Source organism: Stenotrophomonas genospecies 5, assembly GCF_054473825.1.
On record NZ_JBTMUW010000001.1, the window covers coordinates 2,889,772 to 2,914,609 of the forward strand.

General features: G+C 66.0%; 20 protein-coding genes. 5 read left to right on the forward strand and 15 right to left on the reverse strand.

Features of this window, described 5'->3' with window-relative positions:
- Positions 1–7 precede the first annotated feature (7 nt).
- The 4 genes from ACX9OW_RS13295 to ACX9OW_RS13310 are packed head-to-tail and all read right to left on the reverse strand — an operon-like array spanning position 8 to position 4,181.
- Positions 8–445 (reverse strand): hypothetical protein, encoded by a 438-nt coding sequence (locus ACX9OW_RS13295; protein WP_065181556.1) that lies wholly within the window; start codon positions 443–445, stop codon positions 8–10.
- Entirely contained in the window at positions 442–1,776 is a 1,335-nt protein-coding gene (locus ACX9OW_RS13300; protein ID WP_429000969.1) for a phosphatase PAP2/dual specificity phosphatase family protein, read from the reverse strand. Before ACX9OW_RS13300 ends, ACX9OW_RS13295 begins: the two co-directional genes overlap by 4 nt.
- Positions 1,776–3,539, reverse strand: a complete 1,764-nt coding sequence (locus tag ACX9OW_RS13305) for a bifunctional alpha/beta hydrolase/class I SAM-dependent methyltransferase (protein ID WP_459062379.1) — start codon at positions 3,537–3,539, stop codon at positions 1,776–1,778. The genes ACX9OW_RS13300 and ACX9OW_RS13305 overlap by 1 nt, the downstream gene beginning before the upstream one ends.
- Positions 3,540–3,563: 24 nt before the next feature.
- On the reverse strand, positions 3,564–4,181 hold the full coding sequence (locus tag ACX9OW_RS13310) for a CDP-alcohol phosphatidyltransferase family protein (RefSeq protein WP_065181553.1): 618 nt from the start codon (positions 4,179–4,181) through the stop codon (positions 3,564–3,566).
- 210 nt (positions 4,182–4,391) lie between these two features.
- Between ACX9OW_RS13310 and purH the strand changes: the two genes are divergently transcribed.
- Positions 4,392–5,975, forward strand: coding sequence for a bifunctional phosphoribosylaminoimidazolecarboxamide formyltransferase/IMP cyclohydrolase (gene purH, locus ACX9OW_RS13315; protein ID WP_065174411.1), 1,584 nt, complete (start codon positions 4,392–4,394; stop codon positions 5,973–5,975).
- Between the two features lie 61 nt (positions 5,976–6,036).
- Positions 6,037–7,320, forward strand: coding sequence for a phosphoribosylamine--glycine ligase (gene purD, locus ACX9OW_RS13320; RefSeq protein WP_459062380.1), 1,284 nt, complete (start codon positions 6,037–6,039; stop codon positions 7,318–7,320).
- 150 nt (positions 7,321–7,470) lie between these two features.
- Here purD and ACX9OW_RS13325 read toward each other — a convergent pair whose 3' ends face one another.
- The 8 genes from ACX9OW_RS13325 to rhlB form a co-directional block, all read right to left on the reverse strand.
- Positions 7,471–7,902: a DUF2247 family protein gene (locus ACX9OW_RS13325; protein ID WP_459062381.1), complete on the reverse strand. Its 432-nt coding sequence runs from the start codon at positions 7,900–7,902 to the stop codon at positions 7,471–7,473.
- A gap of 57 nt (positions 7,903–7,959) precedes the next feature.
- Positions 7,960–8,850 (reverse strand): RHS repeat domain-containing protein, encoded by an 891-nt coding sequence (locus ACX9OW_RS13330; RefSeq protein ID WP_459062382.1) that lies wholly within the window; start codon positions 8,848–8,850, stop codon positions 7,960–7,962.
- A gap of 428 nt (positions 8,851–9,278) precedes the next feature.
- Complete coding sequence (rpoH, locus tag ACX9OW_RS13335; RefSeq protein WP_053515659.1) at positions 9,279–10,154, reverse strand: RNA polymerase sigma factor RpoH; 876 nt, start codon at positions 10,152–10,154, stop codon at positions 9,279–9,281.
- Positions 10,155–10,431: 277 nt separating this feature from the next.
- Positions 10,432–11,145: a uracil-DNA glycosylase gene (gene ung, locus ACX9OW_RS13340; protein ID WP_053515657.1), complete on the reverse strand. Its 714-nt coding sequence runs from the start codon at positions 11,143–11,145 to the stop codon at positions 10,432–10,434.
- Positions 11,142–11,984: a response regulator gene (locus tag ACX9OW_RS13345; protein ID WP_053515655.1), complete on the reverse strand. Its 843-nt coding sequence runs from the start codon at positions 11,982–11,984 to the stop codon at positions 11,142–11,144. Before ACX9OW_RS13345 ends, ung begins: the two co-directional genes overlap by 4 nt.
- Positions 11,985–11,991: 7 nt before the next feature.
- The gene (gene ftsX / locus ACX9OW_RS13350) at positions 11,992–12,939 is read right to left on the reverse strand and encodes a permease-like cell division protein FtsX (protein WP_053515654.1); all 948 of its coding nucleotides are present in this window, start codon (positions 12,937–12,939) and stop codon (positions 11,992–11,994) included.
- 3 nt (positions 12,940–12,942) lie between these two features.
- Positions 12,943–13,629, reverse strand: coding sequence for a cell division ATP-binding protein FtsE (ftsE, locus tag ACX9OW_RS13355; protein ID WP_053515652.1), 687 nt, complete (start codon positions 13,627–13,629; stop codon positions 12,943–12,945).
- Positions 13,630–13,752: 123 nt separating this feature from the next.
- The gene (gene rhlB / locus ACX9OW_RS13360; RefSeq protein WP_459062383.1) at positions 13,753–15,480 is read right to left on the reverse strand and encodes an ATP-dependent RNA helicase RhlB; all 1,728 of its coding nucleotides are present in this window, start codon (positions 15,478–15,480) and stop codon (positions 13,753–13,755) included.
- A gap of 523 nt (positions 15,481–16,003) precedes the next feature.
- Here rhlB and trxA point away from each other — a divergent pair.
- Positions 16,004–16,333 (forward strand): thioredoxin, encoded by a 330-nt coding sequence (gene trxA, locus ACX9OW_RS13365; RefSeq protein WP_025878607.1) that lies wholly within the window; start codon positions 16,004–16,006, stop codon positions 16,331–16,333.
- Positions 16,334–16,563: 230 nt separating this feature from the next.
- Positions 16,564–18,297: a transcription termination factor Rho gene (rho, locus tag ACX9OW_RS13370; protein WP_279941994.1), complete on the forward strand. Its 1,734-nt coding sequence runs from the start codon at positions 16,564–16,566 to the stop codon at positions 18,295–18,297.
- Positions 18,298–18,462: 165 nt separating this feature from the next.
- Here the strand turns inward: rho and ACX9OW_RS13375 are convergent, their stop codons facing one another.
- Together ACX9OW_RS13375 and ACX9OW_RS13380 are read right to left on the reverse strand one after the other, a co-directional pair.
- Positions 18,463–19,248: a pentapeptide repeat-containing protein gene (locus ACX9OW_RS13375; RefSeq protein ID WP_164151398.1), complete on the reverse strand. Its 786-nt coding sequence runs from the start codon at positions 19,246–19,248 to the stop codon at positions 18,463–18,465.
- Between the two features lie 124 nt (positions 19,249–19,372).
- On the reverse strand, positions 19,373–21,904 hold the full coding sequence (locus ACX9OW_RS13380) for a glycoside hydrolase family 3 protein (protein WP_459062384.1): 2,532 nt from the start codon (positions 21,902–21,904) through the stop codon (positions 19,373–19,375).
- Positions 21,905–22,242: 338 nt separating this feature from the next.
- On the opposite strand from ACX9OW_RS13380, the gene ACX9OW_RS13385 reads away from it, so the two are divergent.
- Positions 22,243–23,250, forward strand: coding sequence for a LacI family DNA-binding transcriptional regulator (locus ACX9OW_RS13385; RefSeq protein WP_053515642.1), 1,008 nt, complete (start codon positions 22,243–22,245; stop codon positions 23,248–23,250).
- Between the two features lie 20 nt (positions 23,251–23,270).
- Here ACX9OW_RS13385 and ACX9OW_RS13390 read toward each other — a convergent pair whose 3' ends face one another.
- The gene (locus ACX9OW_RS13390) at positions 23,271–24,548 is read right to left on the reverse strand and encodes a sugar MFS transporter (RefSeq protein WP_445394060.1); all 1,278 of its coding nucleotides are present in this window, start codon (positions 24,546–24,548) and stop codon (positions 23,271–23,273) included.
- Positions 24,549–24,838: the final 290 nt, after the last annotated feature.

The following is a 24,838-nucleotide window of genomic DNA, read 5'->3' on the forward strand; positions in this document are numbered from 1 at the left end:
TCTCCCCTCAGGTCTGCGGCCACAGCACGGCCAGCAGCAGCGTGGCGAACTGCAGCAGCGCTGCCGCGTACTGGCGCAGCAGCAGGCCCCGCATGCCCGCCCAGCGCACATCCCATCCGCGCGTAGGCGCCTGTGCGTCGCGGCGGCGCAGGCCGGCGACATGCAGGGCGGCGTCCACCCGTTCGGCCGCCGCCTCACCGTGCAGATTCTCCTGCAGCAGCAGCTGCAGGAGGCTGGCGTCCAGCTGTACGCGCACCGCGTAGTACGCCTGCACCATCCCCGCCGCCACGCTCAGCAGCAACAGGCCGGCCGCGAACATCGCCAGTCCCGGCTCGATGCCCAGCAGCAGCAACGCCACCAGCAGCAGTCCCAGCGACAGCGCAGCGGGCAGCCGGCCCTGGCGCAGCAGCAGGCGCATCATCGGCAGGTCGACAGCGAGGCTCATGCGGGGCTCTCCGAGGTGATGGCGGCCTGGATGGCGCGCAGGTGGTCGTCATGCAGAACGATGGAGGGCCGCGCGGCACGTATCCGTGCAACCGCCTCGGCTGCGTCCCGTGCCCGGCCGCTGCACAGCAGCCAGGTCGCTACGCTGGCCGCACTGCGCGAATAGCCCAGGGCACAGCACACCAGTACTGGCCCCTGCATGCGCAGGCGTTCGATGGCGGCAGCGGCCTCGCGCAGCTGCGCCGGCGAGGGCACCACCATGTCCAGCATCGGAACGCTGGCATACGCAGCACCTGGCGCCCGGCACGACAGCTCTGCGCAGGTATCGACCACGCCGTGCAGTGGCGACGCCAAGGCCGCCCGTGGAATCCGTCCCAACCACACGCCATCGGCCACCGCCGAGGGCTGCGGTGCCCGCCATGTCCATAGCCGCGAATTGATCCAGGCGGCGCCCAGGTAAGGCGCGAGCAGCCAGCGCGCGGCCATGGTCAGGCGCCCGTCGTCGCGCTTCTGGAACATGGCCGTGCCCAGTCCGGCGTACGCCAGCGCCACCAGCAGCAGCGAGATCGCCGGCCACAGCAGCCACAGCGCAGTGCCTCGCAGCGCCAGCGCCGGCACCAGCAGCACGGCGGCACCCAGGAGGTAGAGCAGCGCCAGCCGCCACCGCGCGGGATCCTCCGCGGACTGCCAGGCACGCAACGGCGGTGTTCCCTGGTCCGGCCACAGCCACACGCACAGCCAGCCCACCAGCAGGCCGGTGGGAATGTCGATGAAGTGATGCTGGAACGTGGTCAGCACCGAAATGCCGATCAGCAATGCCCACGCATGCAGCACCAGCCGCCAGGCGCCCTGCAGGTAGTGGGCGAACTTCACCCACAGCACGATCAGCAGCACGATGTGCAACGACGGCGCCTGGTTGAAAGGCTTGTCGAACCCCAGCAGCACTTCGAACAACCAGCCATAGGCACCGCCCGTCTCCGGCCGCTCGAAGCTGAAGCGCAGCGGCCACAGCAGAAAGCAGGTCACTGCGATCACCTGTGCACTGAGCAGCCGCAGCGCATGGCGGTCCAGCTCCAGGCGCTGCCGGCACAGGAAGAACGACACCGCGTAGAACAGGTCGATCGACCAGTACGGCACGATCGTCCAGGGCACGAACGGAATGCGCGTCTCCCAGTCGAACACGACAACCGGAACCACGTCGTGGCGGCCGGCCATCCAGTTGGCAAAGCCATAACTGGCGAAGAAGAACGGGCCCAGCACCGCCAGCCACAGCAGCGCGCGGCGCCACGGACGCGGTGCATCGGCAACGATCGGCGTTGCGGTGATGGCCATCAGGCGACCCGACGCGCCAGCGATACGGTGAAGATGCCGAACGCATCGATGCGCTGGGTCACCTTCTCAAAGCCCGACAGCCGCACCAGCTCGTCCATCTCCTGCTGGGTGCGCCGTCGCATGACCCAGGCCGCGCCCCCGCGGTGGCTGGTGAGTGCACGGGCGATGAATTCCAGCTGCGGGTGCCAGGGCTGGCCGGTATAGGCCAGGTAGCCCCCCTCCGTCACCACCGCGGCAATACCCTGCAGCGAACGCAGCACGGCGTCGTTGTCGGGGAACAGCTCGTACAGCCCTGAGACCACAGCCAGCGTCGGCGCGGGTTCCGCCGTCGCCAACGACGCCGGATCGAACGCGTCGCCCTGCTCGAAGCGGGCGATGTCGGCGGCTCCCAGCCGTTCGATCAAGGCCTGGCCCTGGGTCACATTGAGCGGGCTGAAATCACGCAGCACGATGCGGTCGGCGCGCTGTTCGCCCTGGCCCAGAGCTTCCAGCACATACCGGCCATGGCCGGCGGCCACGTCCAGCACCTGCACCGGCAGATCCTGACCGCGCAGGCGCATGGCCGCATCACGCAGCAGTTCCTGCAGGTGCTGGCCACGCACGCGGATGCCGCGCCAGCCGATCGCATCGAGGTAGTTGCGGTCGATCATCCGCCCCAGCGGCCCCTTGCCGCGCGCTTCGTCGCGGTAGATGTAGTCCAGCGTGCTGCCGGAGTCGAAACCGGTCTGCAGGCCCAGCGCGATGCCTTCGGACAGGGTGCCGCCCAGGCGCAGGCCCGCACGCACCCCGCGCCAGCGCAGGTCGGCCAGGCTGTTGCGTTCCGGAGGCCAGGCCAGGATCTCCGACTCCTCGAACGTCGGCCCATGCCGATGGGCGTCGCGCCGCGACAGCGTGCGCAGCGGTTCGGCGAAACGCGCCTGGATGAAGTCGCGGATGCGCGCCAGTGCCGGTGCACGATCGCGCTCGCCCAGCGTGTCGTGGAAGAAACCCGGCAGGTACAGGCGCTCCTTGATCGGACTGGACAGGCGCTCATAGAAGCGGTCCTGCGGACCACGGTGCACCACGAAGTCGGAGCCGGACACCAGCAGTTGCACCGGCACGCTGATCGCCTGCGAGTCGGCCACGATGCGGTCGGCGGCTTCATACAGGCCCAGCAGCACGCGTACCGAGATCGGCCGGGTGATCAGTGGATCGGTGCGGTAACTCTCCACCCGTGCCGGATCATGCGTCAGCCACTGCGGCTTGACGTAGCTGTTGACGAAGAAATTGCCGCGCAGCTTCTGCATCAGGGCCAGGCCTGGACGTGCGAACGGCACATACAGCTTCACCTTGAATGCCGGTGACGCCAGCACCAGCGCGCGCAGGCGGGGGGCATAGTCGTGTACCCAGGTCGCAGCGATGACCGCGCCCACGCTCTGCGCGACCACGACGATGTCCTCGACCGCGATGCCGTGCTCGCTGCCGATGTGGGCGATGAAGCTGTCCAGGTCGCGCACCAGCGCAGGGAAGCCCGGTGCGTCGCCACGCTCGCCCGGCGAGCGGCCGTTGCCGCGCGCGTCCCAGGCGAAGAAGGCGATCTCCGGCAGGTCCAGCTCGTCGACCAGGTGGGCGACCCGCCCTGAATGCTCGTGGCCACGATGCAGCAGCACGATGGCCCGGACCGTGCGCCCCGGTGGTGTGCCTGCGGCCGCAACCGGCCAGTGCCGGTAGAACAGCGGTACTTGGTCGAAGCTGTGGAATTCCCGTTCCTGCACCTGACGCATGCCTTCTCCTGGTGGGCTGTTGACTTATCGCTGCGCTGTGGCCGCTTCCTTCAGTCCCCGCCGGACGCGGTTGACCGCCGTTACCCCGCACAGCAGCGCCATCGCTGCGGCCACGCCGCCGACCGTCAAGGCACCGGCCCAACCGAACGCCAGCAGCAGGCCCAGCAGGCCGATGACGAAGGCACGGTCGCTCTTGCCCATCGGGCCGTCATAGCGGCGGCTGGCACCGACCATCAGGCCCAGCACGCCGGCGTACTCGCTCAGTGCTGCGCCCCAGGCCAGCAACCACAGCGCTTCCGGGCGAACGCCCGGCACGCTGAGCAGACTCAGGTACAGCGCCGCATCGGCCACCACATCGCACAGCTCGTTCAGATAGGCGCCCAGCCGCGACTGCTGGCCGAACTCGCGGGCCAGCATGCCGTCCACGGCATTGAGGGCCATGCGCAGCAGCATCCACAGCGGCAGGGCCAGATACAGCAGCGGTTGCTGTGGCGCACAGCACCAGACCACGACGGCGACCAGCAGCGAGACCACGGCAGCGGCCACGGTCACGACATTGGCGGTGATCCCCGCGCGATGCAGGCCGCCTACGGCCGGACGCAGCAGGTCCTGGAAACGTCCTTTCAATGCATAGATCGACACGATCCGAACCCGCAGCTCCCTGGCAGTTCCGGCACAGCCTACCCGATTGGGAGCGCACCTCCGTCGAAATGTCCGCGGCGCGGCGCCGGCCAAGGCATACCGAAGGCGGCCGCAGGGCCGTTGGGGCCGGTCAATTTTGCCGCCGCCGCCCGCCGTCGGCCCCCACCGCCTACAATATCGGCCCCGCTCCGCTGCCGATTGCCCTGTCCCATGACTGCTGATCTGTTGCCCGTCCGTCGGGCCCTCCTCTCCGTTTCCGACAAGACCGGCCTGGTCGAGCTGGCCACCGCTCTGGCCGCCCGCGGCGTCGAGCTGCTGTCCACCGGCGGCACCGCCAAGGCGATCCGTGATGCGGGCCTGGCCGTGAAGGACGTCGCCGAGGTCACCGGTTTCCCGGAAATGATGGACGGGCGGGTCAAGACCCTGCACCCGATGGTGCACGGCGGCCTGCTGGGCCGCTCGGGCCTGGATGACGCCGTGATGGCCGAACACGGCATCGGCGCCATCGACCTGCTGGTACTGAACCTGTACCCGTTCGAATCGGTCACCGCCAAGGCCGACTGCACCCTGGCCGACGCGGTGGAGAACATCGACATCGGCGGCCCGGCCATGCTGCGCTCGGCGGCCAAGAACTTCGCCCGCGTGGCCGTGGCCACCGACCCGTCGCAGTACGCCGAGCTGCTGGGCGCCCTGGACACCCATGATGGCCAGCTGCCGGCGGCCACCCGCTTCGCCTTCTCGGTCGCCGCGTTCAACCGCGTCGCCCAGTACGATGCGGCGATCAGCAACTACCTGTCGGCGGTCACCGCCACCGACGCCGCCGTGCCGGTGCGTGCCGAGTACCCGGCGCAGATGAACTCCACCTTCGTCAAGGTGATGGACCTGCGCTACGGCGAGAACCCTCACCAGAGCGGCGCGTTCTACCGCGACCTGTACCCGGTGCCGGGCACCCTGGCCACCTTCCAGCAGCTGCAGGGCAAGGAACTGAGCTACAACAACCTGGCCGATGCCGATGCCGCCTGGGAATGCGTGCGCCAGTTCGATGCGCCGGCCTGTGTCATCGTCAAGCACGCCAACCCGTGCGGTGTGGCGGTGGGTGCCGGCAACGGCGATGCCTACGAGCTGGCCTACGCCACCGACCCGACCAGTGCCTTCGGCGGCATCATCGCCTTCAACAAGCCGCTGGACGCCGCCACCGCACAGGTCATCCTGGACCGTCAGTTCGTGGAAGTGCTGATCGCACCGGACTACGAGCCGGCGGCGCTGGAATACGCGCAGAAGAAGGCCAACGTGCGCGTGCTGCGCATTCCGCATGGCGACGGCCTGAACAACTTCGACAGTAAGCGTGTCGGCTCGGGCCTGCTGCTGCAGTCCTCGGACAACCGCGGCATGACCCGTGACGAACTGAAAGTGGTCAGCAGGCTGGCACCGACCGACAAGCAGTTCACCGACCTGCTGTTCGCCTGGAAGGTGGCCAAGTTCGTGAAGTCCAACGCGATCGTCTATGCCAAGGACAACCGCACCATCGGCGTGGGTGCCGGCCAGATGAGCCGCGTGTATTCGGCGCGCATCGCCGGCATCAAGGCGGCCGACGCGAACCTGGTGGTTGAAGGCTCGGTGATGGCTTCCGATGCGTTCTTCCCGTTCCGCGACGGCATCGATGCCGCCGCCGCCGCCGGCATCAAGGCAGTCATCCAGCCGGGCGGCTCGATGCGCGACGCCGAGGTGATCGCCGCCGCCGACGAGCATGGCCTGGCCATGGTGTTCACCGGCGTGCGCCACTTCCGCCACTGATCCGCATCACCAAGCCGGGCCCTGCCCGGCTTTTCTTTTCTGCTTACGAGAACCCTGTCCCATGAAGATCCTCGTCATCGGCTCCGGCGGCCGCGAACACGCCCTGGCATGGAAGCTGGCCCAGTCCTCCCGCGTCGATGAGGTACTCGTGGCACCCGGCAACGCCGGCACCGCCACCGAAGACAAGTGCCGCAACGTGGCGGTGAAGGTCACCGACATCGATGGTCTGCTGGCCCTGGCCCAGGCCGAAGGTGTTGAACTCACCGTGGTCGGCCCGGAAGTGCCGCTGGTGGCAGGCGTCGTCGATCGGTTCCGTGCCGCCGGCCTGCGCATCTTCGGGCCAACCGCCGCCGCTGCCCAGCTGGAAGGCAGCAAAGCCTACGCCAAGGACTTCCTGGCCCGGCACAACATCCCGACCGCGTTCTACGCCGTGCACACCGACGTGGAGGCGGCACTGGCCTACATCCGCGAGAAGGGTGCGCCGATCGTGGTGAAGGCCGATGGCCTGGCCGCCGGCAAGGGGGTGATCGTTGCAATGACCCTGGCCGAGGCCGAGGATGCGGTGCGCGACATGCTCTCCGGCAACGCATTCGGTGACGCCGGCGCACGCGTGGTGATCGAGGAATTCCTCGACGGCGAGGAAGCCAGCTTCATTTCGATGGTCGATGGCGTGCATGCGCTGCCGATGGCCACCTCGCAGGATCACAAGCGAGTCGGCGACAGTGATACCGGGCCGAACACCGGCGGCATGGGCGCGTACTCACCGGCCCCGGTGGTCACGCCGGAGGTGCACGCGCGGGTGATGCGCGAGGTGGTGAACCCGACCGTGCAGGGCATGATCGCCGACGGCATTCCGTTCACCGGCTTCCTTTACGCCGGCCTGATGATCGATGCCAGCGGCGCACCAAAGGTGATCGAGTTCAACGTGCGCTTCGGTGACCCGGAAACCCAGCCGGTGATGCTGCGCCTGCAGTCGGATCTGGTCGAGCTGGTGGAAGCCGCCATTGATGGCCGCCTGGACCAGGCGCAGGCACAGTGGGATGCGCGCCCGTCGCTGGGTGTGGTGCTGGCCGCGAAACCTTACCCGGAATCGCCGGTCACCGGCGATGTGATTTCCGGCCTGGATGAGGTGCCGGGCAGCGCCAAGGTCTTCCATGCGGGTACTGCACTGGACGCACAGGGCCGGGTGGTCAGTGCGGGCGGCCGCGTGCTGTGCGTGGCGGCGCTGGGTGACAGCGTGCGCGATGCGCAGGCCAACGCCTACGCCGGTGTGGCCAAGGTCAGCTGGGCCAACGAGTTCCACCGCAATGACATCGGCTGGCGCGCGATCGCGCGTGAGGGGTAAGGCCTGATAGATCCACCACGCAGCCTCCTGCATGGAACCAGATCACGGGATTCTGGGAGTCTTCACCGTCCTCGGCATGGAAGCCGGGACGGTGCGCTTCGGGAAGAGGCGACGCACGTCAAGCGAAGGAAATTACGCTGAGTGAATCCGCTATTTCGCCGAGTCAAGATAACGTTTCCAGTTCTCGAAGAGCCGCGCAACGTTCTGCTCATGTGAGTGAGCAGACGGATCATACCCATCAGAAGCTGGCATGTACCTGACAAAGCTCTCCAGAGACTCCGGGTAATCAAAATCAGCGTAGATCCTCTCAACCTCTCCGAGCGGATCAGCAATCTCATCGCGCTTGGCGTAGGCGTCCGCGAGAAATGCAACAAGCCACCTTCTGAGAATCTCATCCTCGTTTGAGTTCTTATCGAATGCCGCCAACTGCGCAGCTACGCTATTACGCTCATCGGGAAGAACCCCTTCAAGCGTTTCAATCAAGGCGTTCAGATTGAACTTCCCTTCCAGTTCCTTCTGCTCCGACGCGCAGTGCTTCACAACCTCAAAGTCAATCAGATGGCGCCCCAGTGCCCATGCCACCTCGGTCTGACTCCAGGGTCCATAGGGTTGAATACAGTCATACGTTCTCATGGACACTCACTTCTTGTTTGGTATTCCGTTCATGCTGCCACCTTCCACAAATCTTTGATGGGTCAAGTCGCCAGCCTTGTCGACTATGTATTCAAATCGACCGGCCTTTCCATTGAGTTCACCTGGCAGCTGCGTCAGAGTGCGGACCACGCCGTCACCCCCTGTCAACGGAGTATGAACACCCGCTTCTGCAGCGGTCTCTCGCATAAAGGTCGCCGAATTGTGCCCAGCGTCGGCTTTGAGTGCACTTCCCACAGGTCGGGAATTCAAAAGTGCCCGACCTTCAACACTCAGGGCTTTGGATGCCGCCACACCTGCTCCACCGGCACCTGTAACTCCTGCGATATCAGCAGCGATACTGGTAGCTGCTGATACGACACTTGGATTGGCCATCGCAACCATGCCAGCTTCGATCAGCACTGGGGCAGCCATTGCCGCTGTAACAGCGATTGCGGCCGGTCTCATCGGCTCGTATACGGCGCCATTTCCGGCAGCAATATCCCTCCGATGCTGCTCAACGAATCGCTCTGCGGCCTGCCTTCCATCCGCATCGACGAACCTGTAGGGATTCCCGTTCGCGTACCGATACCTATTGAACTGCTCAACTGGCTTTTGGTGAGCGGTGACTGGGTCCACTGACAAAAACACACCCAGTTGTGGATCCATGTAGCGCTGTTGCATGTAGCTCAGCCCTGTGGCCGAGTCACTCACATGTCCGGCGTACCCAGGTCCATCCGTGACCTGACCGCCTACCACGGCCCCGTAGGGCTCGTAGTCATATCGTTTGATGACGTTGCCGTTGGCATCGCTTTCGGCCACAACCGAGCCGAGGGCATCAGTGTGAATGTATGTGATCGTTGTCTGGGCGATTGCGGATGGTGACAGGCCAAGGCCCATCAGCAGCAGGCAGCACAGCCAGGCGCCTATGACACCAAGCTTGCGAGTTCGATCTTCAATTCCCCGAAGCGGGTCGACACACCGCCTGCAGTTCTCTCAAACCTGCGCATCATTCCAATCCATGAAAGAGCCTTGAAGCAAGGCTTGGCATTCATAGCACAGAAGGGTAATCATCGGAGTCCAACTCCAGGACTGAGGCCAAAGGGAGGATTCTGCATTGGGCCAGGCCCTTCGCTATAAACCTCGCGAGGGCTTGAACGGCTACCGACAGCGCAAGAGTGCCAGCCATGGGCTGATACTACTGAAGCACCCGATCAGCGGCCCGCATCACTAACTGCCATGCCGGCCAAACGAAAAGCCCCGACCAACGCCGGGGCTTTTCATCAGAACGGGTGCCGGAGATAGAAACCGAACCTAAGATCCATGCCTTACGCGGTGAACAGCGCCTTCATCTTCTTCAGGGCATTCGCCTCGACCTGGCGGATGCGTTCGGCCGACACGCCGTACTCGTCTGCCAGTTCCTGCAGCGTCACCTTGCTGTCCGCATCCAGCCAACGGCGGCGGATGATGTCACGCGAACGCGCATCCAATTCGGCCATGCCTTCGCGCAGCAGCTGCAGCTGGTTGTCCTCGCTGTCGGCACGCTCGTAGGCCATCGACGGATCTTCATCGTTGGCCACCAGGTATGCGGCCGGCGACGGCGGCGCATGATCATCATCCTCGTCGCTGGGCGCATCGAAACCGATATCGCGACCGGACAGGCGCGACTCCATTTCCATGACCTCGCGCTCGGACACGTTCAGATCCTTGGCCACCGCGCTGACTTCCGCGGCGTTCATCCAGCCCAGGCGCGTCTTCGACTTGCGCAGGTTGAAGAACAGCTTGCGCTGCGCCTTGGTGGTGGCGACCTTGACGATGCGCCAGTTCTTCAGGATGAACTCGTGCATCTCGGCACGGATCCAGTGCACGGCGAAGGAGACCAGGCGCACGCCCATGTCCGGGTCGAAGCGCTTGACCGCCTTCATCAGGCCGATGTTGCCTTCCTGGATCAGGTCGCCCAGGGCGAGGCCATAGCCGTTGTAGCCGCGGGCCACGTGCACCACGAAGCGCAGGTGCGAATGCACCAGCTCACGGGCAGCGTCCAGATCGTTGCCGTCGCGGAAGCGACGGGCCAGGTCCTGTTCGTCATCGACCGACAGCACCGGGATCTGGTGCACGGCACCGATGTAGGCGTCCAGCGAACCGAGCGCACTGGGAATCGGGAGATTGTTTGCCACAAGGGCAGTAGAGGTGTTCTGGCTCATAGGCACCCATCTTAGCAGTCCGGGATTTGGACTGCTAAAGGAGGAAAAAGTTCCAGCATCCTATTGATGCAACACTGGTCCCAAACAGAGCCCTACCGTAGCGCGATTTGATGACAGTGGCGAGCGCGCTTTTCGGGATTCACAATCCCTTGGAATTCAACCAATTACCTGCCGGGAACCGACCGATTCCGGTCAAGCGGAGCTGAACGGGCCGTTCCGGAGGCCCATTCAGGCCAGGAAACGTTGCCCGGTGTTCAGGCCCGGCTGCCGGCGGAGGTCAAAGCGCCGCGCGCGGCGGCAGCGACCAGTCGATCGGCGCCTGCCCGCGACGCTGCAGATAGTCGTTGGCCATCGAGAAATGCCGGCAGCCGAGGAAGCCACGATGGGCCGACAGCGGCGAGGGATGCGGGGCTTTCAGCACACGGTGGCGCCGGGTATCGATGACCTTGCCCTTCTGCTGCGCGTAGGCCCCCCAGAGCATGAACACCAGGCCTTCGCGTTCGCGGTTGAGCACATCCACCACGTGGTCGGTGAAGCCTTCCCAGCCGCGGCCCTGGTGGGCGCCGGCCCTGCCCTCCTCCACCGTCAGCACGGCATTGAGCAGCAGCACGCCGCGCTGCGCCCACGGCACCAGGCAGCCGTGATCGGGACGGGGGATGCCGAGGTCGCCCTCGATCTCCTTGTAGATGTTCAGCAGCGATGGCGGCACCGGAACGCCGGCGGGCACCGAGAAGCTCAGTCCATGCGCCTGGCCGCGCCCGTGGTACGGGTCCTGGCCCAGGATCACCACTTTCACCTGTTCGAACGGCGTGGCGTCGAACGCCGCGAAGATCTGCGGCCCCGGCGGGAACACCGCCGCGCCGGCCGCCTTGCGCTGGCGCAGGAAGGTGGAGAGTTCGCGCATCTGCGGCTGCAACAGGTAATCGCCGACCTGCTGCTTCCAGCTCGGTTCCAGCTGGATCGTCGGGGTGTCCACTACGTCATCGGTCATCGCAACAGGGGTCCATCGTTCAAGCGGGCCAGGCGCAGCTGGAACAGCACCTTGGTCACCAGCAGGCGCTCCTCGATCGGCTTCAGCACCAGATCATTGGCACCGGCCTGCAGCAACCCGGTCTGGTTGTGTGGATTGCCGTCGCCGGTCATCACCAGCACCGGCAGTCGGCGTTTGCCGTAGCCGAAATCCACGCGTACGCGCTGCACCACGTCGCGTCCGCTCAATTCGCCCTTCAGGGTGACGTCGGTCAACACCAGGTCGATGCGGTGGCGGCTGCGGCCCAGCGATTCGGCCGTGAGCAGGGTGAAGGCCTCTTCGGCACTGACCACGTGCAGCACGTTGAGCTGCTGGCGTTCGAGCATGCGCTTGGTCGCCTCCGCCACCACCCGGCTGTCCTCGATGTAGAGGATGGTCGCCCCGGGAATGGTCTGCGGCTGCACATAGCCACGGATGAAGGTCGCCAGCGCCTCATGGCCCAGCGCCTTGTCGAAATAGTCGGTGACGTACTCGGTGAAGCGCCGCTGCTCCAGATGCTGCTGCGCATCGCCGGAGACCACGATCACCGGCACGTACGCCTGGCCGGCAGCTTCGCGGACCGTCCGCGCCAGCGCCAGGCCGTCACCGTCACGCAGGGTCAGCGAGGTGGTGACCAGGTCCACCGGCCCCTGCGCCAGCGCCTGCTGGGCATCCTCGATGCTGTCGCAGCCGATCACCTCCACGCCCGGCAGATCACGCTGCAGCACGTCGGCGATCAGCTTGCGCACCAGTTTGGAACCGTCGACCACCATCACCCGCGTAGCGGGCCCTTCAAGGTGCTTCAGCGCTTGCGGTTGCATGCCGGTCTCAGGTGTCGGTCGGGCGGGTCTGGCGGAGGAAGTGGCCGGTGACCAGCCACGCGCCCAGCCACCCCAGCAGCAGCGTGCCCAGCAGGACCAGGCTGCCATGCAGCAGGTCCAGGCCGTGCAGCACGAACGGGCTGCCGTAGCTGCGTGACAGGTCAGCCAGCGGCGCGCGCAGGGCGGCGCCGGCAACACCGATCAGGGCCAGCGCCACCGCGCCGGCGCCCAGCCCGTACCAGGCGCCCAGATACAGGAAGGGCCGGCGGATGAAGCCATCGCTGGCGCCGAGCAGCTGCAGCACGCCGATTTCCTCGCGCCGTGCCTGGATGTCGAGGCGCACGGTATTGCCGACCACCAGCGCAGCGCCGACGCCGAGCAGCACCGAAAGCACCTGTACCAGCCGCGCGCCGAACGCCAGCCACGCATCCAGACGCTGCCGCCACAGCGCATCGTGCTGCACCAGATCGGCCTCGGGCAGGCTTTCCAGCGCACGCGCCAGACGCGCATCGTCCTTGCCCTGCCCCGGGGTGATGACCAGCAGCGAAGGCAGCGGATTGTCATTCAGCGCGTCGATCGCCTCGCCAAGGCCGGCATCGCGCAGCTCCTGCAGCCCTTGCTCGGGCGTGCGCACGGTCACCTCGCCGACGTCATCGCGGTCGCGCAGCTGGCCGGCCAGGCGCAACGCACCCGGGCCATCCACCGTGCCCTTGAGGAAGACATTGATGTCGCGCGACTGCTGCACGCTGCCGGCGAAATGCTTGAGGTTGTCCAGCGCGATCGACAGGCCCAGTGGCAGTGCCAGCGCCAGCGCCATGACCATCACCGTCAGCAGGGTCGCCCACGGCTTGCGGCAGGCGCGGCCCAGGCTGAACACCACGCTGTGCACGTGGTGCTGGAACCACACGCCGAGACGCGAGGGTGCGGCGGCTTCGCTGTTTTCGTTCTTCGCCATGCGTTACTCCGCCAGATCCTGCGGCGAGATGTCGTCCACCAGCCGGCCGTGGTCGAGAATCAGCACGCGCTTGCGCATGCGACGCAGCAGGGGAAGGTCGTGGCTGACCACCAGCACGCTGGTGCCGCGCGCGGGCAGCTCGGCAAACAGGGCCATGATCTCCGCCGCCAGGGTCGGGTCCAGGTTGCCGGTCGGCTCATCGGCAACCAGTAGCTTGGGTTCACCCACGATGGCGCGGGCGATGCCCACGCGCTGCTGTTCGCCGGCCGACAGCTGCGACGGCAGCGCCTTCTCGCGATGGCCCAGGCCCATCCGTTCCAGCACGGAACGCACGCGCTTGCCGATGTCGCCACGGCGCGTACCGCGCAGGATCAGCGGCAGTGCCACGTTCTCGGCGATGGTCCGGTCCATCAGCAGGCGATGGTCCTGGTACACCGCACCGACCGCGCGCCGATGGCGCGGCACGTCGCCGCCGCGCACCTTCAGCAGGTTGCGCTCGTCGAAGACCACCGCGCCGCGGCTGGGCCGCTCGTCGAGGTGGATCAACTTGAGCAGGGTGCTCTTGCCCGCCCCGGAATGGCCGGTGACGAACAGCATTTCGCCCGGCGCGACCTCGAAGCTGACGTCGATCAGTGCTTCGTGGCCACCGGCGTACTGTTTGCTGACATTGTCGAAGCGCAGGACACTCATGCCCCGATTATGCAGGACCGGCGCGAAGTATCGATAGCGCCGGGACGCGCCCGGGTGGAATCGTCGATCTGCCGCTGCGCGCGCCGGGCATGGCCCGGCGCTACCGCTGACCGGGTGCGCCGATCAGCCGCCCGACAGCATCCGGCGGATCTTGCGGCCGATGCGGGTCAGGAACGAGTCGGCGGCGTCGGTGCTGCGCACCGGCTTGGCCACCACGTGAACCGGCGTCACCGGCGAGGCACCGTTGCCGGCGCTGCCGTTGGCGACCATCGCCTCGCCACCCTCGACCGGACGGCCGTGACGACGACGACGGCGCTTGCGCGGCTTGCGCTCGCCGTCCACCGCGAGCTCCGGAGCACCTTCGGCACGCGGCGGATGCGGCGGGCGCGGGGCCTGGGCCGGGGTGCCGGACGCGGCACCTTCCACCGGCGCGGTCGCGCCCTGCTCGCCTTCCACCCGCGGCTTGCGCGGACCACGCGAGCGGCGTTCGCCGCTGCGCTCGCCCTCGCGGCGCTCGCCACGGCCCGCGCCGGAGCGCCCCCCGCTGCGGCCACCGCCACGACGCTCTTCCTCGGCGGCACGGGCTTCGCGCGCCTCGCGGAAGATCTGGCCGACGCTCTCGTTCTCGTCACCGTCCTCGCCAGCGACCGTGGCCGGGCGTTCCGGACGCGGCAGTGCGGTCATCAGTTCCTTGGTGACCGGCTCGGACGGAATCTTCTGTTCGATGTAGGCCTCGATGTCCGGCAGGCTCATCGCATAACGCTCGCAGGCAAAGCTGATCGCGTCACCCTCTTCGCCCAGGCGTGCGGTACGGCCGATGCGGTGCACATAGTCTTCGGCGTCGAACGGCAGGTCGTAGTTGTAGACGTACTTGATGCCGTCGATATGCAGGCCGCGGGCAGCCACGTCGGTGGCGACCAGGATTTCCAGCTGGCCCTTCTGGAAGCGGTTGAGCAGGCTCTCGCGCTTCTTCTGCGGCACGTCGCCGGACAGGACGCCGACCCGGTACCCGGCCTTTTCCAGCGAACGCGCCACGCGCTCGACGAAGACCTTGGTGTTGACGAAGACCATGGCGCGGGCGCCTTCGCTGCGCGAGAGCAGGCCCAGCAGCAACGGGATCTTCTCGTCGTCGGCCGGGAAGTAGATCTTCTGGCGCACGCGCGCGGCGGTCACTGTTTCAGCTTCGACCACCAGCTTCTGCGGCTCGTTCATGTGCTCGTAGGCCAGCTCCAGCACGCGATGGCTGAGGGTGGCGCTGAACAGCAGGGTCTGCCGGGTGGTGCGCTCGGGCATGCGGCGCAGCAGGAAGCGGATGTCCTTGATGAAGCCCAGGTCGAACATGCGGTCGGCTTCGTCCAGCACGCAGATCTCGCAGGCGTGCAGCGAAACCACCTTGTGCTGCTTGACGTAATCGATCAGGCGGCCGGGGGTGGCGATGATCACATCGACGCCCTGCTGCAGGATCTCGCGCTGCTTGTCGTAATCCACGCCACCGTAGACGAGGGCGAAACGCAGGCCCAGGTCGGAACCGAACTTCACGGCGTCCTTGTGGATCTGGATGGCCAGCTCGCGGGTGGGCGCCAGGATCAGCGCGCGCGGGTCTTCCGCCTTGCGGTCGGCCAGCGCCGGGCGGCTCAGCAGGCGGTTGACCACTGCAACCAGGAACGCCAGCGTCTTGCCGGTGCCGGTCTGGGCCTGGCCGGCGACATCACCACCGGCCAGCGCGACCGGCAGTGTCAGCGCCTGGATCGGGGTGCAGCGGGTGAATCCGGCTCCTTCAAGGCCGGCCTGCAGGGCCGGATGCAGCTCAAAGGAGGAAAAGGTCAAATCGGTCAGCGGTTTGTCGCTCATGAGTCCGTCTTGGTATGGCCACCGGCCAGCGGGCGGGCGGCACTGCATCGTCTGGGGGCACCGTCGCAAACTGCGGCCCCTGCGGCGGGTCGGCGGACCGGGGACCACCGGGTCCGCGCGCCGCTCAATGCCCCAGTTTAACGCACTCCGGCGGCCAAACCGGAATGAGCCGTCTCACACAACCGCGAGACCGGCCCGTACGGGACGCCTCTTCACCCAGCCACACCGCGCTTGAACAGCCCTGCCGGGGTCGCTGGAGTCCGCGGCTGCCGGCCCCCACTTCAGGAAGACAGTGAAATCCGACACATACCGCGCTTCGAAGCGATCACGATACGCTGGGTTCCAGCCGGCCACTGTCCATGCCCCGCGATAGGGGTACACTGCCGGCCGTGAGCGTCCAGGCATCCCGCCGAACGCACCGCGGCAGGACGCCGCGAGGCAACGACGAGGGTCGCGCCACCGGGCAAGGCCCAGTTCACCCACCTCCGGCCTGGCCGGGTGCAATCCAAGACGAGAAACCAAGATGAGCGACAAGGTTGTACATGTCGGCGATGCCGACTTTGATAGCGCCGTGCTGAATTCCAAGGAACCGGTGCTGGTCGATTTCTGGGCCGAGTGGTGTGGCCCGTGCAAGATGATCGCCCCCGCGCTGGACGAGCTGGCCGATGCCTACCAGGGCCGCGCCAAGATCGCCAAGGTCAACGTCGACAACAATCGTGCGCTGGCCGCCAAGTACCACGTGCGTTCGATCCCGTACCTGGTCGTGTTCAAGGACGGCGAGAAGGTCGGCGAGCAGATCGGCGCGGTGGGCAAGGCCCAGCTGGCCGGCCTGCTGGACAAGGCCCTGGCCTGACCCTGTAACGACTCCGGCAGCCGCCCGGTGCGGCTGCCGGCAGGCGCGGACCGCGCCTGCATGAATGCTGTTCCCGGCGACCCTTGCACGGCGCCGCGGGCCGATGATAGTGTCGGCACATCCGGCCGCGTTCGCGTGCCGCACCTTCTGGACGCAGTTTCTTCCAGACCCATCCCCAACGTTCGCCGCCCCAGCCGGGCGCTCGCACCTTCAAGCGAGGAATAACGCTCTTGTCCGATAACACTCCCGAAACCGGCAGCGCAGAAGCGCCCGCCGAAAAGCGCGTGCGCAAGGCCCGCGTGACCAAGGCTGCCGCACCGGCCGCCGCCGAAACCAGCGCGCCCCCCGCGCAGCCGACCCTGCCGCTGGCCGCCGCGCCCGAAGCACCGGCGCCGGCCGCAGCCGCTCCCGCGCCGAGCGCGCCCGCCGCCGAGGCCCCTGCCAGCAGTGGCGGCGGTGAAGGCGGTGAGGGTCGCGAATCCGGCCAGCCGCGGCAGCAGAACCCTCAGGGTGGCGGCCAGCATCAGCACAACCAGAATGGCCAGCAGGGCCAGGGTCAGGGCAACCGCCGTGACCGTTTCCGCAACCGCCGCGACCGCGACCGCAACAACCGCTTCCGCGATGACGGCATGCCCAACGAGGGCGGCGAGCAGCAGGCTTTCGTGCCGCGCGTGCAGCCGACGGTGCCGGAAGGCTTCCCGGTCTATTCGCTGAGCGATCTCAAGCGCATGCCGGCACAGAAGCTGCTGGAAATCGCCGAACAGCTGCAGATCTCCGAAGGCGTGGCGCGTGCCCGCAAGCAGGATGTGATCTTCGCCCTGCTGAAGGTGCTGACCCGCCACGGCGACGGCGTTGCCGCCGATGGCGTGCTGGAGATCCTGCCGGACGGCTTCGGCTTCCTGCGCGCGGCCGAAGCCAGCTACCTGGCCGGCCCGGACGACACCTACATTTCGCCCAGCCAGATCCGCCGTTTCAACCTGCGTACCGGCGACCACCTGTCCGGCCGCATCCGCTTCCCGAAGGACGGCGAGCGCTACTTCGCGCTGTCGATCGTGGACACCATCAACGGTGAGCCGCTGGAAGCGTCGAAGAACAAGGTGCTGTTCGAGAACCTGACCCCGCTGTTCCCGCGTCGCCGCTTCACCCTGGAGCGCGGCAACGGTTCGTCGGAAGACATCACCGGCCGCATCCTCGACCTGATGGCCCCGCAGGGCAAGGGTCAGCGCTCGCTGATCGTCTCCCAGCCGAAGGCGGGCAAGACGATGATGATGCAGCAGGTCGCCACCGCGATCACCACCAATCATCCGGACGTGCACCTGATCGTGCTGCTGATCGACGAGCGCCCGGAAGAAGTGACCGAAATGCAGCGTACCGTGCGCGGCGAGGTCATCAGCTCGACCTTCGACGAGCCGGCCGCACGCCACGTGCAGGTCGCCGAAATGGTGATCGAACGGGCCAAGCGCCTGGTCGAGCACAAGAAGGACGTGGTGATCCTGCTGGACTCGATCACCCGCCTGGCACGCGCCTACAACAACGTCGTGCCGAGCTCGGGCAAGGTGCTGACCGGTGGTGTGGACGCCAACGCCCTGCACCGCCCGAAGCGCTTCTTCGGTGCCGCGCGCAACGTTGAAGAAGGCGGCAGCCTGACCATCATCGCCACCGCGCTGGTCGACACCGGCTCGAAGATGGACGAGGTGATCTACGAAGAGTTCAAGGGCACCGGCAACAGCGAAGTGCACCTGAGCCGCCGCATCGCCGAGAAGCGCGTGTTCCCGGCCATCGACATCAACCGCTCCGGCACCCGCCGCGAAGACCTGCTGATCGAGCCGGAACTGCTGCAGAAGATCTGGATCCTGCGCAAGCTGCTGCATCCGATGGATGAAATGGCCGCGATGGAATTCCTGCTGGACAAGATGAAGAACACCAAGTCCAACGACGAGTTCTTCGGTTCCATGAAGCGATAAGAAAAAAGCCCCGCACTGCGGGGCTTTTTTTGTCATACGATAGTTCCCCGATAGGCATTGGGCCCCGCCCACGTGGGCACCGCGTTTGCCGTGGTATCCTGAAGACTAGCGGGCTGGTGCTAAGCGAATCTCAATTCGCCAGGGGTGTTCGATTCCCCCCCGTCTTTACTTCATCTTGATGTGCTTAGCATCCGCAGCAATCGAGCTAAGCTCCTCAGACAGGCCGGTTGCGCCGACAAAGTTCGCGCTGCGAAGCTTCGCCCCGTCGAACTTCGTCCTTGTGCAGTTTGCACCTCGAAAGATCGCGCTGCTCAGATCTGCGTTTGAGAAATCTGCACCAGTCAAATCTGCCCCAGAGAAATCGCAGCCTTTGAAGCGGGCCCCCACCAGTTTCGCGCGCACGAGCTTCGCGCCACGGAAAGTAGTCCGCTTTGCTCTGACGTCAAGGAAAACGGCCCCATCAAAGTCACATCCGGTGAAGGCGCAATCTCTGAGACTGGATTTTGAAATGACTACGCCCTGTGCACTGGAGTCGACAAGATCCAATCCCTCAAGGCTTACATCATTGATACGAGCGGTTGCGATCGTGACCTTTTTCACCCCCAGCGAGGACAGGCGGCGTAGTTCTCCGTAGATCCGATATCCGGCATCACTCCCCCTGTAGTGTCTGAGATCCTCAAGATCACGAAGAACTTGCTTCTTTAGATCGGACCGTTCGCTTCTCCGCTGGAACAGATAGGCGACCAAACCGATGACCAGCAGGTCCAGAATCATTCCATGTGCTTCGACCAACACATTCTCGAAGAAATCTTTCGAGTAAAGCCCCCATGTTGTGTTTGGAAAGACGTGACCCGAGACCCACGACCAGCGACCGGTCACTGCGATGATCACCGTGCCGCTCAGAACCAATGCAAGGATCGGAATCCTGAGCTCGTACAACCAGTACTTCATTCGCGCCAGAATCATGCTATCTGCACACATTTGATGTGAAGCGTGATGATACAAGCACCCACATACGCGCTCGTCGGAGATTTGTCTAAACAGCCATAGCTTGCCTTCTATCCAGCAGGCAGGGTTACGGGCAGGCCACCGCGCCTTCGGCGGTAGCCGTGTTGGCCGTCAACCTGACCCGGGTGAATGCCGCGGCGAACGGCGCGTCGGCGCTGACCACGAACGGGGCTTCCACCGCGCCCAGGTCCACGCCGCGCTTTGCAAAGCAGGCCAATGGTACGGTCACCGTCTGCTTCTGCCCGGGCGCCAGCGCGACCAGCTGCGGGGCGATGTCCACCCCACCCTCACAGCCGCTGCCACACTGCATGGTCACCTTCACCGGCGATGCCGGGCGCTTCACCAGCTGCACATCGAACTGCAGCGCGCCGTTGCTGCGCGCCAGTGCGCCGAGATTGCGGCGCGAGGTGCTGCGTGCGATCAGCTGCGCCGGGGCCCGCCAGGTCACCTCCTTGGCATCCTGCTGGGTGTTCACCTGCACGGTGCGCACCTGCACCACCGGCTTGGCGGTGGGCCAGCGCAGCGTAGCGTTCAGATCATTGCCAAGCGGTTGGGTCGCTCCCGCGGCGGCAACGTGCAGGGCGAATGGCGGCGTGTCGGCGCGGTTGAAGATCGGCAGCACGGTGACTTCGCCGCAGCTGTCCGGGTCAGCTTCCTCGAGCCTGGCGACCTTGCCGCCCTTGGCGTAGCTGAGGCCATAGCCAAGCGCGAACAGCGCCGGCTTCTTCGCGTCGGGCTGGTCGATCGGTGCCGGGCACGGAACGCCCGGCCACGGGAAGCTGAGGCGTCCACGGAAGTCGTGTGCCGGCTTGCCGCCCTTGCCCGCCACCAGCACATCCGTCACGCCCTTGCCTTCGGTGCCCGGCAGCCAGGCGGCGACGAAGGCGCTGGACAGATTGAGCAGGTCGTTGACATACATCGGGCGACCGGACAGGTAGACGGTCACCACCGGCTTGCCGGTTGCAGCTGCGGCCTTCAGCGCGGCCAGGTCCTGCGGGTAGGCCCGGCTGTGGCTGACGGTATCCGAAGCGAGAATATCGCCGTTGGTTTCCGCATAGGGCGTCTCACCGATCACCGCCAGCACCACATCGAAAGCCTTCGGATCGACGCCTTGGCCATCGGCGCTGAAGCTGACCTTGTCCGCCCCCAGTTCGGCGCGCAGCGCGCCCAGCACGGAATCGGCGTTGGGAAAATCGGAATTCCTGTTCTCGGTGCCCTGCCAGGTCAGCGACCAGCCGCCGGACTGGTCGCCGATGCTGTCGGCGCTCTTGCCGACCACCAGCACCCGCGCATCGCGGCGCAGCGGGAGTGCCTTGCCTTCATTCTTCAGCAGCACCAGCGATTCGCGCACGGCACGCCGGGCCAGGTCACGGTGCTGCATGGCGCGGGCATCGCCGGCGTAGCGGCTGTCGGACGGCTTGTGGTCGAACAAGTCCGCGCGCAGCTTCACCCGCAGGATGCGGGCGACCGCATCGTCGATGCGCGTCAGCGGAATCTCACCGCTCTTGACCTGCGCGGTGGTGTTGGCGATGAACGCTTTCCAGTCGTCAGGAACCATCACCATGTCGATGCCGGCATTGATGGCCTGCGCACAGCTGTCGTTGCGGCAGCCGGGCACCTGCGCGATGCCGTTCCAGTCGGAGACGACGAAGCCATCAAAACCCATCTTGTCCTTCAACGCATCGGTCAGCAGCGCCTTGCTGCCGTGCATCTTGCCGTAGTCCACGCCTGCGGCGCGGTCGTTCCAGCTGTTGAACGAGGCCATCACCGTCTGCGCACCCTCGGCAAGCGCACCATAGTAGCCCTGCGCGTGGACGTTGATCATGGTGTTCTTGTCGACCAGCGCCTCACCCTGGTCGCGGCCGTTGTCGGTGGCACCATCGCCCAGGTAGTGCTTGGCGGTGGTGACCACGTTACCGTCGTCCTTGAAGGTGCCCTGTGCTCCCTTCACGTAGGCGTGGGCGTAGCTGCGGATCACCGCCGGGTCGGACGAATAGCTCTCATAGGTGCGGCCCCAGCGAGGGTCATGGGCCACGGCCAGGGTGGGTGCGAACACCCAGCCGATGCCGGTGGCGCGCACCGAGCGCGCGGTCGCCTCGCCGATGCGTTCGATCAGTTCGGCATCGCCGGCCGCGCCCAGGCCGATGTTGTGCGGGAACAGGGTCGCACCCAGCACGTTGTTGTGGCCGTGCACCGCATCGGTGCCCCAGATGACCGGCACCGGCGTCTTCGCATCGGTTGCCAGCGATGCAGCGTGGTAGGCATCGGCCAGCTGCAGCCAGTCCTGCACGCTGGCGTGCTTGTCCATGCCCGGCCAGGAGCCACCGCCATTGAGGACCGAGCCGATGTAGTAGCGGCGCACCTCGTCCGGCGTGATGGTCTTGATCTCGGCCTGGGTCATCTGCCCGATCTTCTGCGCCAGCGTCATCTGCGCAAGGATCTCCTGCACGCGCCTTTCGATATCCGCATCAGCAGCGATCACGCTGTGGACGCGCGGCCAGTCCTGCAGGCGTTCGCCCGTGGACGGCGCGGCACCCGCCGATGCGGCCAGGGCGGCCAGCAGACAGCCGGAAAGAAGGGTCTGGGTGGGGCGCTTCACTGGGTATTACCTCCGTGGATGACGTTCCTGGCGTGCGGGACTGCAGCGGCACGTCGGCATGGGCGATCGGACGCCCGTCCTGACAGCGCTGTCATATAAGCCTGCCTGCATCGTGTCAATGAGCGATCGCACATCCTGTGGCGGCAATCGCGTAACGGCGGGCTTTGCGGCCGACGCAGCACACGGCCCGCGGCGGTGGGTGTTGCGACGCGACAAGAATTCAGGACGTGCCAGTCCCCCTCGCGTCGTGGCACCATCCGCCTGCTCCGGCAACACCGACATCGCAGGTACGCACTACCATCGGCGCGTAGCCGCCTTCCAGGAGGATCCACCGCATCATGCGCAGTCGAATCGAGGATGTCGCCGCCGTTGCCGGGGTATCGATCAAGACGGTGTCCCGCGTGCTCAACCGCGAGCCCAACGTGCGCGAGCAGACCCGCGAACGGGTGCTGGCGGCCGTGGCGCGCCTGGGCTACAAGCCCAATCTCTCCGCGCGCAGCCTGGCCGGACAGCGCTCGTACGCGCTGGCACTGGTCTACAACAATCCTTCGCGCAACTACCTGATGGAAATCCAGAACGGCATGCTCGAGGCCTGCCACGCACAGCACTACAACCTGATCCTCGGCCCGGTGGGCACTGGCCGGCGTACCCTGCCCGACATGACCGCGCTGTTCGAGAACTCGCGTCCGGATGGCGTGGTGCTGATCCCGCCGCTGACCGACGACGAAGTAGTGCTGTCGTACCTGGAAGAGCATGACATTCCCTTCGCCTGCATCGCCCCGCGACACCCGGAGGGACGCATCGGCGTGCGCATGGATGAAACCACTGCGGTGGTCGAGCTGATCGGTCACCTGGTCGCGCAGGGCCACCGCCGCATTGCCCACATCAAGGGGCCGCGCGCGCATGGTGCCTGCCAGTGGCGCTACGCCGGTTACCGCCAGGCCCTGCGGCAGGCAGGTATCGCCTACGATCCGGCGCTGGTGGTCAACGGCCAGTTCTCGTTCGAGTCCGGCGTGGACGCAGCCAACCTGCTGCTCGACATGGATGAGCCTCCCACGGCAATCTTCGCCGCCAACGACGACATGGCCGCGGCCGTGTATCGCGTCGCGGGCGAACGCGGCCTTCGCGTGCCGCGCGACCTTTCGGTGTGCGGGTTCGACGACACCCCGATCGCAGGGCACATCTACCCTGCACTCACCACCGTGCGCCAACCGACCTCGCACATGGGGCGGCTGGCCACCGAACAGCTGATCGAGCACATCCGTGCCGAAGCCGCTGGCCGCATGATCACGGTCGAGCACGCGGTACTCGAACGCGAGTCGACCGCCGCACCACGGCGACGTTGAGCCAGCGGCGAACCTGCGGCTCACGCGGCAGGCAGCCGCGAACCCTTCCATGCATAGAAGGCAATGTAGAGATAACACAGCGCCGGCAGCAGGAACGACAGCTGCAGGCCATGATTGTCGGCAAGCCAGCCCATGGCCAGCGGAATGACCGCACCGCCGACGATCGCCATCACCAACAGGCTTGAAGCCTGTCCGGTGAGAGCTCCAAGTCGGGTGATCGCCAGCGCGAAGATGGTCGGAAACATGATGGAGTTGAACAGTCCGATGCTCACCACCGCCCACTTGGCCAGGCCACCCGTGGTGGAGACGGTGATGCCGAGCAGCAGCACCACCGCGAGCGCGAAAAGACCGAGCAGCCAGCGCGCATCCAACCGCGCCAGCAGCGCCGCGCCAAGCAGGCGCCCGACCAGCGCACCGCCCCAATAGAGCGAGACATAACCGGTGGCCTCCTGCTCGGTCATGCCCTGGCCGATGCCCGGCGAGGACAGGAAGTTGACCAGCACGCTGCCGATGGAAACTTCCGCGCCCACGTAGCAGAAGATGGCCAGCACACCCAGTCGCACATGACGGTGGCGCAGGACGTCCCACGGCCGGCTTCGCGCGCCGGTGCGTTCCTCCACGCCGGGAATGGTGGGAAGACGGAACATCCAGATCGCTGCCGCCAGCAGGAACAGGACCACGGCCAGGCCGAAGTACGGCAGCTGCACCGATTGCGCTTCGGCTGCACGGTAGGCCAGTGCTTCGGCCTGCGGCAACAGCGCCAGCTGCTCCTCGCTGCGCGGCTGCGCCGACAGGATCAGCAGGCCACCGAACAACGGTGCCAGCGTGGTGCCCAGCGAGTTCATCGATTGCGCCAGGGTCAACCGGCTGGAGCTGGTGAGCTCCTCGCCCAGCAATGCCACGTAGGGGTTGGCTGCCACCTGCAGCACGGTGATGCCGGTGGCCAGCACGAACAACGCCGCCAGGAACAGCCCATAGACATGGGCGGCCGCAGCCGGCCAGAACAGCAGGGAGCCGACGCCTGCAATGGCCAGCCCGGCGACGATGCCGCGCTTGTATCCCACCGCAGCCACCAGCCGGCCCGCAGGCAGCGACATCAGGAAGTAGGCGCCGAAGAAGGTGAACTGGATGAGCATCGCCTGCACCCAGCTCAGCGCGAACGCCGCTTTCAGGTGCGGAATGAGGATGTCGTTGAGGCAGGTCAGGAAGCCCCACATGAAGAAGATGGCGGTGACCACCGCCAGTGCGCGGGTGGTGCCCTGCACGTGATGTCCTCGAACGGTCGTTACTGTGTCCATTGCTTGTCCTTCCAGTCAGTGATCGAAGCCATCCTGCGGTCAGGCGTGACATTTGCAGCCATTGTGATTGTCCAGCGCTGTCAATCCGACGAATGACCTGACACCTGCGAGCTGAAAGCTGATCCGCGCAGTTTTGTTCTGCACCGCACAACACTTTCCTGCCCTCGTGTTGGCAGCGCTGTCATCCCTGCAAAACCGCTGCAGATGCCGTCGCACAAGGCGTTGTTTCCGAAGCGACGAGGTTCTGGCAACGATTTCACAGCGCACCTTGCGACCGCCGACGCGGCGCA

Bases quoted from the DNA above. Each gene is read 5' to 3' on its own strand.
- ftsX (WP_053515654.1), bottom strand. From the start codon at position 12,939: ATGGCGAAGAACGAAAACAGCGAAGCCGCCGCACCCTCGCGTCTCGGC.
- ACX9OW_RS13390 (WP_445394060.1), bottom strand. From the start codon at position 24,548: ATGGACACAGTAACGACCGTTCGAGGACATCACGTGCAGGGCACCACC.
- ACX9OW_RS13295 (WP_065181556.1), bottom strand. From the start codon at position 445: ATGAGCCTCGCTGTCGACCTGCCGATGATGCGCCTGCTGCTGCGCCAG.
- rpoH (WP_053515659.1), bottom strand. From the start codon at position 10,154: ATGAGCCAGAACACCTCTACTGCCCTTGTGGCAAACAATCTCCCGATT.
- ftsE (WP_053515652.1), bottom strand. From the start codon at position 13,629: ATGAGTGTCCTGCGCTTCGACAATGTCAGCAAACAGTACGCCGGTGGC.
- rhlB (WP_459062383.1), bottom strand. From the start codon at position 15,480: ATGAGCGACAAACCGCTGACCGATTTGACCTTTTCCTCCTTTGAGCTG.
- ung (WP_053515657.1), bottom strand. From the start codon at position 11,145: ATGACCGATGACGTAGTGGACACCCCGACGATCCAGCTGGAACCGAGC.
- ACX9OW_RS13300 (WP_429000969.1), bottom strand. From the start codon at position 1,776: ATGGCCATCACCGCAACGCCGATCGTTGCCGATGCACCGCGTCCGTGG.
- ACX9OW_RS13345 (WP_053515655.1), bottom strand. From the start codon at position 11,984: ATGCAACCGCAAGCGCTGAAGCACCTTGAAGGGCCCGCTACGCGGGTG.
- ACX9OW_RS13330 (WP_459062382.1), bottom strand. From the start codon at position 8,850: ATGGGCCTTGGCCTGTCACCATCCGCAATCGCCCAGACAACGATCACA.
- trxA (WP_025878607.1), top strand. From the start codon at position 16,004: ATGAGCGACAAGGTTGTACATGTCGGCGATGCCGACTTTGATAGCGCC.
- ACX9OW_RS13375 (WP_164151398.1), bottom strand. From the start codon at position 19,248: ATGAAGTACTGGTTGTACGAGCTCAGGATTCCGATCCTTGCATTGGTT.
- purD (WP_459062380.1), top strand. From the start codon at position 6,037: ATGAAGATCCTCGTCATCGGCTCCGGCGGCCGCGAACACGCCCTGGCA.
- purH (WP_065174411.1), top strand. From the start codon at position 4,392: ATGACTGCTGATCTGTTGCCCGTCCGTCGGGCCCTCCTCTCCGTTTCC.
- ACX9OW_RS13305 (WP_459062379.1), bottom strand. From the start codon at position 3,539: ATGCGTCAGGTGCAGGAACGGGAATTCCACAGCTTCGACCAAGTACCG.
- ACX9OW_RS13385 (WP_053515642.1), top strand. From the start codon at position 22,243: ATGCGCAGTCGAATCGAGGATGTCGCCGCCGTTGCCGGGGTATCGATC.